The organism is Nocardia thraciensis (genome assembly GCF_054782435.1).
The window spans coordinates 26,231-40,883 of sequence record NZ_BAAGSM010000009.1 but is presented as its reverse complement, the minus strand read 5'-3'; the positions used below and the strand labels follow the sequence as shown (position 1 = coordinate 40,883).

At 69.2% G+C, this 14,653-nt stretch carries 12 protein-coding genes; 8 read left to right on the top strand and 4 right to left on the bottom strand.

Features of this window, described 5'->3' with window-relative positions:
- Positions 1-97 precede the first annotated feature (97 nt).
- From ACYVLQ_RS02605 to ACYVLQ_RS02590, 4 genes are all read right to left on the bottom strand, one after another.
- Complete coding sequence (locus tag ACYVLQ_RS02605) at positions 98-1,945, bottom strand: ABC transporter ATP-binding protein (RefSeq protein WP_460695735.1); 1,848 nt, start codon at positions 1,943-1,945, stop codon at positions 98-100.
- Positions 1,942-2,469 (bottom strand): TlpA family protein disulfide reductase, encoded by a 528-nt coding sequence (locus ACYVLQ_RS02600; RefSeq protein ID WP_460695734.1) that lies wholly within the window; start codon positions 2,467-2,469, stop codon positions 1,942-1,944. Before ACYVLQ_RS02600 ends, ACYVLQ_RS02605 begins: the two co-directional genes overlap by 4 nt.
- A gap of 181 nt (positions 2,470-2,650) precedes the next feature.
- On the bottom strand, positions 2,651-3,079 hold the full coding sequence (locus tag ACYVLQ_RS02595; protein ID WP_460695733.1) for a GAF domain-containing protein: 429 nt from the start codon (positions 3,077-3,079) through the stop codon (positions 2,651-2,653).
- Positions 3,080-3,182: 103 nt separating this feature from the next.
- Positions 3,183-3,425 carry a hypothetical protein gene (locus tag ACYVLQ_RS02590; RefSeq protein ID WP_460695732.1) on the bottom strand — a complete coding sequence of 81 codons (243 nt, stop codon included), beginning with the start codon at positions 3,423-3,425 and terminating at the stop codon, positions 3,183-3,185.
- A 352-nt stretch (positions 3,426-3,777) separates the two neighbouring features.
- On the opposite strand from ACYVLQ_RS02590, the gene ACYVLQ_RS02585 reads away from it, so the two are divergent.
- From ACYVLQ_RS02585 to ACYVLQ_RS02550, 8 genes are all read left to right on the top strand, one after another.
- A complete protein-coding gene (locus tag ACYVLQ_RS02585; protein ID WP_460695731.1) occupies positions 3,778-6,231 on the top strand; it encodes a hypothetical protein in 2,454 nt (817 codons plus the stop codon).
- A gap of 19 nt (positions 6,232-6,250) precedes the next feature.
- Positions 6,251-6,724, top strand: a complete 474-nt coding sequence (locus tag ACYVLQ_RS02580; RefSeq protein ID WP_460695730.1) for a hypothetical protein — start codon at positions 6,251-6,253, stop codon at positions 6,722-6,724.
- Positions 6,721-9,279 carry an Hsp70 family protein gene (locus tag ACYVLQ_RS02575; protein ID WP_460695729.1) on the top strand — a complete coding sequence of 853 codons (2,559 nt, stop codon included), beginning with the start codon at positions 6,721-6,723 and terminating at the stop codon, positions 9,277-9,279. The genes ACYVLQ_RS02580 and ACYVLQ_RS02575 overlap by 4 nt, the downstream gene beginning before the upstream one ends.
- Before the next feature lie 145 nt (positions 9,280-9,424).
- On the top strand, positions 9,425-9,703 hold the full coding sequence (locus tag ACYVLQ_RS02570) for an acyl carrier protein (RefSeq protein WP_460695728.1): 279 nt from the start codon (positions 9,425-9,427) through the stop codon (positions 9,701-9,703).
- On the top strand, positions 9,700-10,797 hold the full coding sequence (locus ACYVLQ_RS02565; protein WP_460695727.1) for an acyl-CoA dehydrogenase family protein: 1,098 nt from the start codon (positions 9,700-9,702) through the stop codon (positions 10,795-10,797). Before ACYVLQ_RS02570 ends, ACYVLQ_RS02565 begins: the two co-directional genes overlap by 4 nt.
- Positions 10,791-11,783 (top strand): 3-oxoacyl-ACP synthase, encoded by a 993-nt coding sequence (locus ACYVLQ_RS02560; RefSeq protein ID WP_460695726.1) that lies wholly within the window; start codon positions 10,791-10,793, stop codon positions 11,781-11,783. Before ACYVLQ_RS02565 ends, ACYVLQ_RS02560 begins: the two co-directional genes overlap by 7 nt.
- On the top strand, positions 11,783-12,808 hold the full coding sequence (locus ACYVLQ_RS02555) for an HAD-IIIC family phosphatase (RefSeq protein WP_460695725.1): 1,026 nt from the start codon (positions 11,783-11,785) through the stop codon (positions 12,806-12,808). Before ACYVLQ_RS02560 ends, ACYVLQ_RS02555 begins: the two co-directional genes overlap by 1 nt.
- Positions 12,805-14,652 carry a non-ribosomal peptide synthetase gene (locus tag ACYVLQ_RS02550; RefSeq protein ID WP_460695724.1) on the top strand — a complete coding sequence of 616 codons (1,848 nt, stop codon included), beginning with the start codon at positions 12,805-12,807 and terminating at the stop codon, positions 14,650-14,652. The genes ACYVLQ_RS02555 and ACYVLQ_RS02550 overlap by 4 nt, the downstream gene beginning before the upstream one ends.
- Position 14,653 lies beyond the last annotated feature (1 nt).

Sequence of the window (14,653 nt, the reverse complement as noted above, 5' to 3'; positions counted from 1 at the left end):
TATACCTGCAGCTGGCTCGGCTGCCGGAAGGGTTGCCCGTAACGACCTAGGCCTCCCTGGGTTCGCACACGTCGAGCGGAGGCGAACTGACGAAATCTCAGTTCGGCGTGTGCGCGGCCGCATATCCCTGCGCTTGCAGCGTAAATAGCCGTGCGTATTCTCCATCGAGATCCATCAGCGATTCGTGGGTCCCCTCCTCGACCACCCGGCCGTCCGCCAGAACGAGAATTCGGTCGGCATCTCGCACCGCGCTGAGCCTGTGCGAGACAAGCAGGCTGGTGCGTCCGGACCGCAACGTTTCCAGCCGATGATGGATTTGATATTCGGCCTCCGGATCCAGCCCGGAACTCGGTTCATCGAGAATAAGCAACTCCCGGTCGGCCCGCATCAATGTCCGCGCAATCGCGACCCGTTGCCACTGCCCACCCGAAAGCATCACACCTTTCTCCGCGTCGTCCTTGTCCGTCTCTTTGAAAAAGATGCGGCTGAGCATCGTGTCGTAACCGTGCGGCAGTGAATCGATTTTGCCCGCCACCCCCGCGGCCGCCGCGGCCCCGGCAATTCGGTGCCGATCACCTATCGCGGCCAGATCTCCGACGCCGATGTTCTCCGCGGCGGTCAGGTCGTACTCCATGAAGTCCTGGAACAGGACACCCAGCCGACGGCGCAGCTCCGGTACCGGGACGTCGCGGATGTCGACGCCGTCCCACAGGATCGCGCCACGGTCCGGGTCGTAGAACCGGCAGAGGAGTTTGATGAGGGTGCTCTTACCGGCGCCGTTGAGGCCGACGAGCGCCAGCGATGCGCCGTGGTCGATCCGGGCGCTGACTCCGCGCAACACCCACGGATGCGATGCGTCGTACCGGAACCAGACGTCGACCAGCTCGATGCCGGATGTCAACGCGGGCAGCGTATTTCGCCGCGTCGCGGCGGGCAGATCCGGGCCCGCCCCGAGCACGTCCAGGTAGTGATCCAGCTGCAGTAGCGCACGATGCGCACTGGTGATCCTGGCGATGAGGCCGGAGATGGCGGCCTGCGACGCGGCCACCGCCGTGATGAACGCCGACACGTCGCCCACCGTCAACTGTCCGCGCGCCGCCGCGTACACCGCCCACGCGAGACCGCACCCGCTGATCAGGCTGCCGAGGATCGCCATCGATAGTTGCGTCGTCAGCTGCCGCCGGTCCAGCTCTCGCTGTGCGTTGTTCGCCGTCACGATGGCCGCGAGCACACGTCCCTTGAAGAAGTCGACGAGTCCGAGCAGCCGGAGCTCCTTCACGGCTCGGACATCGCTGTTGAGCGCGCTCAACTGGAACTGTCTGCGGCTGGACGCCGACATGGTGTCCATCATTTCCGCGAACCGCCGCGCCAGCGCGAGCTGCGCGACCAACGCCGGTACCGCGGAGACCACCATGATCATGGCCATCGGCGGCGCGATCACCGCGACGGTGACCAGCAAACCGATCAGCGACACCGCATCCCGCACCGCCGCGAACACGCCGGTGGTCGCTGGGCCGACCGCATTGGATGTGCTCTGCTGCGCCGATCGAATGCGGTCCAGGAACCGTGGGTTCTCGAATCTGCCGAGACCGTGAAAGGCCCCGACCGCCGTGAACAGCCGATCGTTCATCACCAAGTAGGCCCTGCGATTCAGCTCCGATCTGAGGTATTCCGATGCGCGTGGTTCACAGGCGCTGACGAACCCCGCGCCCACCAGCGCCACGACGGCGACAACCAGAGTCGGTCCGGACTCCCGAGCGACCAGCGCGTCGGTCATCGACTTCGTGGACCAGACCACCGCCGAGGCGAGGGCGCCTCCCATCAGCGTCAGCACGACTTGAACGAGGGTGAGGCCCCTGCCCGCCGTCCAGCACAGCTGCCAGGCGGCCCGCAGCCGCGCCGGCGAAGCGCGGTCCGCGGGCGATCCGATGCGCTCCGCCGTCACCGAACGCCCGCGGTCAGCATCGCGAGGGAGTGCCGGGCCGCGACTATGACCCCGTCCTGATCGAGCAGGACGAGCTGCGGGAACCTGCCCACGCCGAGCGCCTCGGCCACCGCGTTCCCGGCCGGTTCGGCGATGACGGTCGGCGAGTCGCGGAGGGCGGCGAGGATGCGCCCCTGGTCCTCCTGGGAGGCCGACTCCATGACGACGATCGCCACCCGATCCGGGTCGGGATACCCAGCGAACTCCGCCGCCTGATCCAGGCAGGGAGCGCAACCGGCGGAGAAGAAGGCAACCAGGCGGTCCGGGCCGACTATCGCCGCCCCCGAGACACTTTCGCCGCGAGTGGAAACCGCCTCGAAACTCGGCAGCCGCTGTCCGATCAAGCCGTCACCCGCCGGGCGATTGCCGAGTGTCCCGAGGCGTTCCTCGTGCGTGCGCAACCGACGCAGTATGGCGAAGGTGATCAGCAGGTTGAAGATCAGCAGGACGGCGAGTATCGCGATCGCGGCGGCTACAAATGTCATGACACCTCAATGTGATGCATCGGGTTCGGCCCAGGGATCGAAGCTCGGACCTGTACGTGGACTGGAGGCGGGCTCACCTTCATACTTATAGACCCGCCCGAACCCGAAAAGGTTGGGGTCGAATCCTGCCGACGGACGGCGCCGCGATCGAACGGAGCAGACACCCGGATCCGCGACGTTCTCACCTCATGGGCGGTGGGTGCAGTCGACGGGTCCGCAGCAGGTCGGTGGCCTGCTTGCGTACCGGCCGCAGCGCGATGCTCAACTCGTCGGTGAACAACGTGTCCGGTGTCGAGGAATAAACGCTCAGCACTCCCATGACGGCTCCCTCGTCAGTGGCCAAGGGCTGACAGTGGATCGCTCGCACTCCCCCATGCCGCAGCGCCTCTCCGCATTCCGGCCAGCGGGCCGCCTCCGACAGGTCGGTGATCACCATCGGGACACCACTCGACACCGCCTCCCGGGCCGGACTCCCTGGATGGACCAGTTGGGCCTCCTCGGCCATGCGGGCCCGCGGCGTGCTGGCCGCAACGATCTCGAGAACCGTGCCGCCGTGTGCGCTCACCCCTGCCATGAGGGACCCGGGCAGCTCACGCAACAGTCGGGCCACTCCCGCCGCGGAGCCCCCAGCAGGAGAGACGGGACGATCAGGGGAAGCATCGAATATGACGGGCCTCGATCCATTGCGCTGAGCTACTGACCACGAATTCGAACTAGACGGCCACGCGCCACGACAACGGCGCCGTGCCCGGGCGCCCGAGTGCCCAGCGCGTGGCCGCCAGCACTTCGGAGCACGAAGAAATCAGCCGCAGTCGTTCCGTGCGGCCGTAGTCCGAGGAGTCGACCTCGGCGCGCAGATCCAGGACTCGCCGCGCGAGCATCCGGGCATCGGCGGGGTCCAGATCGTCGTTCGCGCGATTCAACGCCATCCAGATGCGCCGTTGAAGCCCGTCCATCCGAACCACCTCCTGTGTGCTGCGCTTATACCTCGTTGTCGGGTTGTGATACGCGATGCGCAGCGGGTTCTGTCCTCCCGATTACCCTGGCGCGGACATATCGAAACGGCAGGTCCGCCGCCTGCCCGGTCACCTCGGCGACCACGAAAGAAACTGTGCGGCAACAAAATCGGGCACGACCGGACGGATCGGCGATGGTCCCGGTAGGATCGTCGCGGCAGCTGCTGCCTCGTCTACATGGGGGTAATTCACCATCAGCAAGTGGTCACAGATGTTCGGTCAGGGTGGTTCCCATGAAGACGACGAGCAAACTTCTGCTCGTCGCCATGAACCGGGCGCGCCGAGCCGCCGCGTGAGCGAGCCGGAACCGTTGGCGGAGAAATTGTTCCGCGAGGCGCTCGCGCACGCCGATCGCGAGCGGGAGCCCACGGCCAAGGCGAGCGCCCTGCTGTCGGCGATCCACCGGTTCCTGGACGGAGCCGACGACTTCGAACTGGGACGCAACCAGGGGGCGCTGCAGTCCGGAGTGGTCGAGGCCGCAACCATTTTCCCGGATGCGGCGCTCACGGAGCTCATGGCGCTCGCCGCCCGCCGCGCGGTCGACGAGCACACGACCCGTGAGGTGCTCCGCGAATGGGTGCGCCGACCGGAGGAGGGTTCGTTCCCGGCCACGTGGGCCGCGGCGGCCGGGCTCATGGAGGCGGGCCCGAACAGCCTCTGCGTGTGGTTGACCCAGGCGGTGCGTGAGGGCGATACCGACGTCTCCCCGCAGTTCCGGCGGCTGGCGCGCAACCACCTGACCGCCCTGGTGGATTCGACGTTCGAGCGGTACGAATTCAGCGGCCCGAAGTCTCCGGTGTGGCAAATGCTGTATGCGCTGGGTCCGGGCAGCCGGGCGGACTGGTTCTGCCTGCTCGGCGACCTCGCGGCGCGCCGCGGCGACTATCCGGAGGCGTCGCGGCGCTATGAGCTCGCGGACCGCTTCGGGGGTTCGCAAGCCAAGCAGCGCCTGACCCGGTTGCGCGATATGAAAGCCTACGACCTGCTGCTGCGTGACGAACTCACCGCCGAACGCCTGAAAGGCTCGGGCACGCCCGGCCCGTACCGCCATCTCCTGACGGCCACGGCGGCGCTTGTACACGGGAAGTCGCCTGTCGCGTCGCTGAGACAGGCCGCGCAGGGTCCGGCAGATCCGTCGGTCGAGCAGGCGGTGGCCTTCCTGACGGCAGTGGAGCACCTGCGTGCGGGAGACAGCAGAACGGCGCGCGCGAAGCTTCGGACAGTGCTCGACGCTCCGGACGGTCACACCGACCTGGCGGCCAACGCCCGGCTGGTGCTCGGCGCACTCGACGGAGACGATGAGCTGGTTCTGGCGGGTGTGCGGATCCTGTTCGAAAGGCACGGGCAGCGTTGGTTCACCCGGTCGATGATCGACTCGACGATCGGCGTGACGGCCGCCCACGGCGACCTCGCACTGCTGCCTCAGCTGATCGCGGCACGATCCACGGACGAGGAGCTGGTATCGGGCCGCGAGCTGGATGCGGTGTGTCTTGCGGCGGCGCGCCGCATACTGGCGAACGCGGCGCGGGCGGCGCTGTCGGCGCAGCGCGACGAGGCACGCGCGCTTGTTGTCCGCGCGAACCAGTTGCTCGACCGCCGTACGGGCGCCGCGGCAGAGCAATTGCGCGGAAAGGCCGCCCGGATCGACGAGATCGCGGCTCGGCTGGACAGCACCGACGCCCCCGGGCGTCCGCTGGATCGGCTCGCCTTCGCCGCCCTCCGCAGCGACGGCGTCCGGCACCCGTTCACACCCCGGGCGCTGCGTCTGTGGGAGCAGCACGATTCCGACCCGGACAGCGACCCCCGCAGCCTGCACCACCTGGCCATTGCCCAGCACGCCCATGCGTATCAACTGGAACTCGACGGCGACGAGGCAGCGTTCCCCCAGTGGGCGCGGGCGCTGGGCAGTTGGGCGCGACTGTACGGGGACAGTCGTTTCTGGGATCTGATGCGCACGCACATGTCCACCGTCATGACCGACACCTCCGAGGTGGCGTCGGCCATCGATCGGGTCCGGGCGGATCTCCCGGCGTCTCTGCTCGAACTGCACGTCTCGCGGGTGCTGCAACTGCGGACGACTCGACTGCCATGGGCCACGGCACATATGCGGTTGATCCGTACGGCGCCGTTTCCCCCGGCCGAGATCTCCCGGGCCCGTGCCAGACTGGCGCGCGACGCGGGCAACCACGTTCGGCGGCTGGCCCGAGGCGGACATTTCGACCGAGCCCTCGACGAGGTGGCGGGCTGGATGCAGGTCGACGCCGACAATATTCCGCTGGCCGAACTCGCTTTGGATGTGGGCATCGATGCCCACTCCGATGCCCGCAGGCGCGAGGAGAACTGGGGTGTGCGGTCGCGCGAAGTGCTGGAACGTGTAGCGACGCTGGTGGAGCCGATGCGTGCGGCGTTGGGCATCACCGCGGACCAAGTGGCGCGCAAGCGGGTGCGTGCGGCGGACCAGCCCGAAGGGGACCCGGCCGCGTTCGCGAGCAAGCTGGCCCGTCACGAGTTCTGGCTGGGTGTGACCCTGCTGGAAGGGGCCGTGGACAGGGCGTCCCGGTACGGGAACGCCTCGTCGGTGCCCGCGGCGATCGGCACCCAATTCCGTTCTGCGGCTTACCATCTCGATCAAGCCGTGACGCTGGGGCTGCCCGCGATCGCCCCGTACGACCAGGGCCGCGAGGCCCTGCTGGCGGCGCGGCGGTGGCAACGGGCGGTGCAAGGCAGTACGTTCGGATTTTTCTAGCCGACTCGGGGCAGGAGCAGTGACAGTGGCGAATCTCTGGGAGTGGCGCAACGATAATCCATACTACGCCACCGCCTTTCAGATTCTCGACATCGATCCCACGGCCGACCGGGCGACGGCGCGGGGCCGGATCGCCGCGCGACGCAAGCGAATCTCATTCGACGCCGGACGTTTTCCGCTGTTCGGGCGGGTACTGGATCTGGCACAGATCAATTCGGCCGAGGAACAGCTCGCGACGGCCGAGACCAGGCTCGCACACGAACTGCTGACTCATCGTCCCGAGGCGGAGGGGGCCGACCTGGCCGACCTGGCCGAGTTGCTGGAACTGGCGGAGTCGTTGGCGGACGACCGTTCTCCGGGCGAAGCCGCCGCCGCGGTTCCGGCAGACGGCGAGCAGGAGTGCCCGTCGCTGGACTATCGGGTGCTTCCCCTGCTCATGCCGCCCCCGCCGGGCGACCCGAAACCATACGCCGATGAGGAGACAGCAGGATGAGCATCGTGGCCGGAATCGATCTGGGCACCACCAACAGCTGTGTCGCCATCCCCGCCGACACCGACATCCCGAACAAACAGGCGCTCATCGACAGCCGCCGGCTGCGGCCCCTGGGCGACGCGTTGATCGTCGCCAATGCGGATCTGTCGCCCACCACTCCGTCGGCAGTGTGGATCGCACCCGACGGGACCCCGCTGGTAGGAGCGCTCGCCAAGCGGCGAGCGCGGGTGCCCGGGGCGCCGCCCGCGATGTTCTTCAAACGAAATATGGGCACCGATCAGCCGGTCACGGCCGGACACGCCACGCTCACCCCGCTGCAGGCGTCGGTTCACCTGCTGCGACGGCTGAAGTCCGCGGCCGAGGAGACACTCGGAGTCGAGATCGATCGTGCGGTCGTCACCGTGCCCGCGTACTTCGAGACCAGCGCCAAGACCCAGACCACCCAAGCGGGCACCGATGCCGGGCTGGAAGTGGTCGAAACGCTGATGGAGCCCGTCGCGGCCGCCCTGGCACATATGCACGAGCACGGCGGAACCGCTGCCGCGCGGCGACGGTTCCTCATCTACGACCTCGGTGGCGGTACGTTCGATACCTCCGTGGTGACCTGGGACTCCGAGGAAGGATTCACGAGCAAATCCTTCGGCGGCAATCGATACCTGGGCGGATACGACCTCGACCAGGCAATCGTGGATTGGATCACCGGCCAACTGCCCGGCTACGACCTGCGGTTCGACCCCGCCGATCCCCGGGACGCCGAATTGCGGGCACGACTGCTGGCCCTCGCCGAGACCGCCAAGCACGAGCTGTCCCGGGAACCGGCGACCGAAATCATCAGCGACGACCTGGAGGATCGGGGCGGCCTGCCGATGAGTATCAACCTGCCGCTGACCCGCCCCGAGTTCGACCGGATGATCGAGGACCATGTGCGCGGCACCGTGGACGAGTGCGCTGCCGCGCTGGAGAAGGCTCGCCTGGCGCCGGCAGACCTGGACGAGATCGTGCTGGTCGGGGGGTCTTCCCGGATACCGCTGGTGTCGACCCTGCTGGCGGAGCGGTTCGGCCTCATGCCGCGCCTGTTCAATCCCGAACTGGTCGTCGCGGTCGGTGCGGCGCTCAAAGCCGCCACCGCGGCGACGCGCGGTCGCGTGCTCGAACTCGAGCCCCTGGTGCCCGACGGACCGGTGGTCGACATCGCCGGGCGCGTACGTCTGCCCGCACCGGACACCGGCGAGATCGTCGTCGCCGTGCAGCCCGATACCGGCCCCGCCCGGACGGAAACCGTCACGAGCGACGGCACATTCCTGTTCATCGACGTGCCGTTGGGAAATTCGGAGACGAGTGCGTTCACGATCCGCGTCCTGGTCGACGGCCGCGAGGTCGCGGCCGAACACACGACCGTGCGGTCGGTGGACCGCTCGGCCGTGCCCGATATGGCCGGGGACGTGCTGGCGCACGATTTCTCCGTCGAACTGCTGGATCGGCAGCTGTGCCGAGTGGTCAAGGCAGGCACCGCGATTCCGCACCGCGCGTATCAACGGCTGGAGACCGCGACCCGGGGCGCCACGTTGGCCGTGCGGCTGTACGAAGGATGGATCCAAATCGGTACCGTGCGGATCCGCGACCTTCCCGACGGTCTCGAACCGGGAACCGCGGTGGAACTCACCCTCGAGTTCGCCGCCGACTGGACCATCCACGCCGCGGTCCGGCTGCCGCACCTGGACCGGACCGCCACCGCCACCATCGAGATCCCCGCACGCGAGGTGCCGCCCTGGACGGACCTGTCGGCTCGGACCGCGGCGTTGTCGGGCACCTGGCGGCAGATGCGCGGGGAAGTCCATCACGCGGTAGCGGCCAAGGCCGAACCAGAACTCGAACAACGTCTGGCCGCGCTGGAACCGCTGCTCGCCAGGGGCCAGGACCCGGCCAAGGCGCACCACCTGCTGCTCGAGGCCGAAACCATCCTGCAGGGTTTGGTCCAGAGCAAAGGGCCCGACGAGTACCTCGAGCCCCCGCTGGCGGAGTTCGAGCAGACACTCACCGGCGTCACAGAGCTGATCCTGCTGCTGGAGCGTTCCGAGCCCTCGGTCGCGCAGTCGTTCCGGACTCGCCGCGACGCCTTCGAGTCCGAAGCGCGAACCGCTTACCAGGCAGGCGATTTCGTGGCGTGGCCACGCGTCAACCAGAAACTGATCGATCTGTACAGGGAGGCGCTGCATCTTCCGACGATCCGGGAGATCGTGATCGTGGGAGACACCCCGTCCGTGATCCGGTCCTGGTTGCGGGAACGGATCGCCGTGATCGACGAACAGGTTCGCCGCAAATACGACGAGTTGCGCGACGATCCCCGCCTCGAGCAGGAGGACAGGGACGAACTTCCGCGCCAGCGTGACGACTTTCTCGCCGACCTCATGGCCGTCGCGTTCGAGGTAGACCAGGTGGACTTCGCCAGGCCCGCCGCAACCGAAATGCTGCGCAATATCGAGGCCGACCGCCTGCGCCCACTGGAATGGCGGATCAGCAGCTGGGGCCGAGAAACCGGCATGCGGGCGTCGTAGCGCCGAGCTGATTCGCGCGCTCATGGGAGCCACCGCCGGGAAAACCAGGGGCTTGCCGGGCCGCACCGACCGTGTTGTTGTGATCTGCGGAGACGAGGGCGGTCGGCTGCTCACCGCGGGAGAACGGCGAGAGGTGTTGGTGTCTGTGGATTACGTGGAGCCGGTGGCGAGGCCCCGTGCGGCGTTGACCGAGGAGTTGCGGGCGTATTTCGGCTCGATCTCCTCCGCGGAGTTGTCCGATGACGACGATATTTTCGCGCTGGGGCTGGTCAACTCGCTCCGGGCGCTGGAGATCGTCGTGCACGTGGAGCGGACGTACGGGATCTCGGTCGAGGTCGAGGACCTCGATCTGGACAACTTCCGCACCGCGGCCCGCGCTGCCGCGTTCATCGAACGCAAGCAGTCCGGGAACGGGCAGCCATGATCGATGTCGAGAAAGTGGTCGCGGCCGCGAAATCGGATGCGGCGCACTGGGACCGCGCCGGACTGCCCGAGGAGGTGATCACGCTCGCCGCCCGGACCGGCCTGCTCGGCGCGGATCGGCCCACGAGTGTCGGCGGCGCGGGCCTGGATGCGCGCGAGTTCGGCCTGCTGGCCGCGACGCTCGGCGAGCACTGCACGAACCTGCGCTCGCTGGTCACGGTGCACGGCATGGTCACCGCCGCCGTGGACCGGTGGGCAACGGCGCGGCAGCGCGACGACTGGCTGCCCCGGCTCACGGCCGGTGACGCCATCGCCGCGCTCGCCGCCACCGAGGCCGGGGCAGGCACCGAGCTATCCGCTGTCGCAACGACTTTCGAGGGCGACGGCGCGGAGCGGAGGGTGTCCGGGCATAAGCTGTGGGTCACGTTCGGTCAGGTCGCCGATGTCTTCCTCGTGCTCGGCAGGGCGGAGGGCGGGCTTGCTGCCGCCATGGTCGACAGCGACAGTCCCGGCGTGTCCGTGGAACCGGTCGAGGGCCAGCTCGGCATCCGTGGCGCCCGACTCGCGCACATCCGATTCGACCGGGTGCGCATACCGGCCGAGCGGCTGCTCGCGCCGCCCGGATTCGGGCTTTCCCATGTCGTCGGCACGGCCCTCGACCACGGCCGGTACACCGTCGCGTGGGGCTGCGTCGGCCTCGCGCGCGCCTGCCTCGCCGACGCGGCGGAGCACGCGGCCACTCGCACCCAGGGCGGTATCGCGCTCGCCGACCACCAGCTGATTCGCGCGACGCTAGGCCGCTGCTGGGTGGATGTGCAAGGCGCGCAGGCCCTCTGCGAGCGCGCGGCCGAGCGGCGGACGGACGGATCGCCCGATTCGATCGTCGCGACCGTGGCCGCCAAGTACGCGGCGGCCGGTGCCGCGGCGACGGTGAGCGAACGGGCGGTGCAGGTGCTGGGCGCGGCGGGCTGCGGGCCGGACGGCCGCGCCGGGCGGTTCTACCGCGACGCCAAGGTCATGCAGATCATCGAGGGAGCGCAGGAGGTCGCCGAGGTGACGATCGGAGAACACGTGTTGCGGGGTGCGCGATGCTGAACGGGCAAGCGCGCGAACCGGTTCGGATCGGACCGGTCGCGACATGGTTCCCCGAGGCCGTCGCGCGCGTGGCGACGCTGGCGGAACTGCGGGATCTGCCACCGAATCGCCGCGACCACGCGCTCGCGCTGGGCATCGACACCGTGCGTACCGCGGACGGGATGACCGAGGTCGATCTGGCCGCCGAGGCCGCGCGGTCCGCACTGGCCGCGGCCGAGCTGGACGGCGCCGAGGTCGATGCCCTGTTGCTCGTGACGGGGCGGGCGCCGGAATATCTCCTGGCTTCGGAAACCACACGGCTGCAACACCGTATCGGCGCGACCCGCGCCTTCACCGCGGGCGTCGGCGATCTCGGATGCGTCTCGATCTCCGCGGCCCTGGCCCTCGCCGCGGCGCTGCTGCGCGGAGACGACCGCTACCGCACGGTGCTGGTCGCGGTGGCGGCCAAGACTCCGACGAGCCACCGCTATCGGCCGCCCATGACGCTGCTCGGTGACGGCGCGGCCGCGTTCCTGGTCACCGGCTCCGGCGGCCGCTGGGAGTTCGTCGACCACATCCTGCGCAGCGACGGCAAATACGCGGACCTTTTCCGGATCGACTATCGCGACATCCCCGCGGACGCGTGGACCGAGGACTGCGCCGACGAATCTCTGTACTCCTTCCGACTCGCGGTGGAGAGCAAGAAGCGCTTCGACGCCATCGTCCCGGAGTTGCTGGAGCGCAATGGAATCCGCGGTGAGGCCACCGGCCCGATCCTGATGCAGAACCTGTCGTCCGGTGCGTTCGCCTTCTGGGAGGAGGCGCTCGAGACCCCGATCGACAAGGCCTGCCGGGACAATCTCGCCGCCTTCGGACACCTGGGCTCGATGGACATGCTGGTCAATCTGGAGTCCGCCGCGGCCACGCGGATGCCGGGCGAGTACGCGCTGCTGCTCAACAGCAGCCCGGTGGCCGCGTGGAGCGCCGGCCTGATGCGGAGGGTGTGATGGCGGCGACGGTGAAGTGCCTGGTCTGGGATCTGGACGACACGATGTGGCCCGGCGTGGTATTGGAATCCGATGGTGGCGCGCCGAAACCCGAGGCGCTCCAGGCGATCCGGACGCTGGACGCGCGCGGCATCCTGCACGCCGTCGCGAGCCGCGGCGAACCGTCGGTCGCCACGGCACATCTGCGGCGGCACGGGATCGAGGACATGTTCTCCGCCGTCGAGATCGGCTGGGGACCCAAATCTCAGGCGATCCGGCGTATCGCCGAGTCGCTGAACATCGGGCACGAGACCCTGGCCTTCATCGACAACGATCCCGTCGAGCTGGCCGAGGTGGCGTCCTCGTGCCCGGAGGTTCGCTGCTATCCCGCCGACCGCCTCGCCGAGCTGGCGACCCTGCCCGAATTCACGCCCGGCACGGTGACTTCCGAGGCGCGGCACCGCCGGTCGTACTACCGCGCGGAGCGTGCCCGCCGGACGGGCGAGGCCGAATTCGGCGGCTCCGACGCCGAATTCCTCACCTCGCTGCGGCTGGTCATGACCGTGCGCGAGGCACGCGAGGAGGACCTCGCCCGCGCCCACGAGCTGACCGTGCGCACCCACCAACTCAACACCACCGGAACGACTTTCGATATCGACGACCTGCGCGAGATGTGCGGCTCACCGCGTCACGAGGTGCTCGTGGCGCAGCTGCGCGACCGGTTCGGCGGCTACGGCACCATCGGCCTCGCGGTCTCGGAGATCCGCGGCGGCGACTCGGTGCTACGGCTGCTGCTGATGTCGTGCCGGGTGATGTCGCGCGGGGTCGGGACGGCGATGATCCGGGAGATCGTCCGGCGAGCCCGTGCCGCGGGCAGGCGACCGGCCGCGGAATTCGTTGCCACCCCGGTCAATCGGGTGATGCTGGTGACGTTGCGGTTCGCGGGATTCGAGGTGCTCGAGTCCGACGGCGAACGCATGCTGCTGATCTGCCGGGCGGCGCCGGAGGACATCGGCGGCACGGGACATGTCGAGGTGATCCGGTGAACCCGGCGCCGGACCTGGTGCGCGCGATCGTCGGCAACGCCGAGCGCGTGCCCGATCGCGTCGCGCTCGTGGTGGGCGACCGCGCGCTCACCTATCGCGAACTCGATTCCGCCACCTCCTATCTCGCGCGCCGGTTGGTCGCGGACGGCGTGCGTCCGGGGCAGACTGTCATGGTGTTCCAGCGGCAGAGCGTGGACACCGTGATCGGCATGATCGCCGCCCTGCGCGCGGCCGCGGCCTGGTGCGTGGTCGAACCGGGGCGCCCGGCCGCGACGGTGCGCGCGGTGGTCGACGCCACCGACTGTGCCGCGGTACTGGTCAACGGACGCGACGAGTTCACCCCGCGCGACGAGGTGGCCACGCTGCTCGCCACGACGACCGCGCGACCGGCGGTGCTCGATATCGCCGACGGCGCCGAATCACCGACCGTGGCGCTGCCGGACCCCCCGCCCCAGCGGGCGCCCGCGTACGTGATCACCACCTCCGGTTCCACCGGGGAGCCGAAGGCCGTCGTCGTCTCACGGGCGAACCTCGCCGGATTCCTCGCGGCGCGCGACTACCCCCCGCATCGCGACGGCGAGCTGGTGACCTTCGCGGCCATGCGGCTGATCTGGGACGGCTCGCTCGTCGGCGTCGCCTGGGCGCTGGCCGTCGGAGGCACCAGTGTGCTGCCCGACGCCGGGATGTTGCCCGACGTCGAGGCCGTCGCGGAACTCGCTGTCCGCCACCGCATTTCACACCTGGTGGCAACGCCGTCGTTCTACCGGCTGCTGCTGCCGCGGCTGGCCGACCTGAAACCGGCGCTGCGGGTCGTCTCCCTCGCCGGTGAGGCGGTGCCGGTCCGCCTGGTCGAGGAGCACCGCGCGGTGCTGCCCGAGACGCGGCTGCACAACGAGTACGGCCCCACCGAGGCGACGGTCACCTGCATCTGTCACGTCGTCCCGCCGACATCCCCGCGTGTCGTCCCGATCGGTACACCCACCGACGGCACGACGGCCCACATTCTGGACCACGCGCTGCGGCCGGTCCGTCGCGGCACCCGCGGCGACCTCTACCTCGGCGGCGTGCAGGTGGCCGACTGCTATGCGCGCCAGCCCGGCCTGACCGCGACCCGGTTCGTCGCCGATCCGTTCGCGGCCGAGCCCGGCGGGCGCATGTACCTCACCGGCGACCTCGCGCGGGCGGATGCCAACGGCGATATCGAATTCCACGGCAGGGCCGACGGCCAGCTGAAGGTGCGCGGCGTGCGGATCGAACGCGGCGCCGTCGAGACGGTGCTGGAGCGGCATCCCGCCGTGCGGCAGGCCGTCGTGCTCGACGCGGCCGACTCCGACGGCACCGCCTACCTGGCCGCGTTCTGGGTGCCCGCCGACCCCGCGGCGCCGCTGCCCGCCACCGGCGCGCTGACCGCGTTCTGCACCGAACATCTTGCGCCCGAATCAGTTCCGGCACGATTCGTGACGATCGAGTCGCCGCCGATCGCGGCGGGCAGCAGCAAACTCGACGAGACCGCCCTGCGCGCCCTGCTGCACTCGCCGTCCGCGCGGCGCGCCGCCCCGTCGCGAGACCGGTGGACCGACGACGAGCGGGCGATCGGTGCGCTCTGGTCGGAGGTCCTCGGCCACGACGAATTCGACCGCGCGGACCGCTTCTTCGACGTCGGCGGCAATTCCCATCGCGTGGTGGCGCTGCACCTGCGGCTCGAGGCCGGGTGGCCCGGCGCGATCTCGGTGGGAATGCTGTTCGACCTCGACACCGTGGCCACGCAGGCGAGTGCGCTGGCGGCGGATCCGACGACCCGGTCCGAGGCCGCTGACAGCGTGCCGATGGCCTTCGAAGTGTGAG

What these genes read in the sequence shown, in the direction of transcription:
- ACYVLQ_RS02560 (WP_460695726.1), top strand. Translation starts at nt 10,791, where the DNA reads ATGCTGAACGGGCAAGCGCGCGAACCGGTTCGGATCGGACCGGTCGCG.
- ACYVLQ_RS02575 (WP_460695729.1), top strand. Translation starts at nt 6,721, where the DNA reads ATGAGCATCGTGGCCGGAATCGATCTGGGCACCACCAACAGCTGTGTC.
- ACYVLQ_RS02565 (WP_460695727.1), top strand. Translation starts at nt 9,700, where the DNA reads ATGATCGATGTCGAGAAAGTGGTCGCGGCCGCGAAATCGGATGCGGCG.
- ACYVLQ_RS02600 (WP_460695734.1), bottom strand. Translation starts at nt 2,469, where the DNA reads ATGACATTTGTAGCCGCCGCGATCGCGATACTCGCCGTCCTGCTGATC.
- ACYVLQ_RS02590 (WP_460695732.1), bottom strand. Translation starts at nt 3,425, where the DNA reads ATGGACGGGCTTCAACGGCGCATCTGGATGGCGTTGAATCGCGCGAAC.
- ACYVLQ_RS02555 (WP_460695725.1), top strand. Translation starts at nt 11,783, where the DNA reads ATGGCGGCGACGGTGAAGTGCCTGGTCTGGGATCTGGACGACACGATG.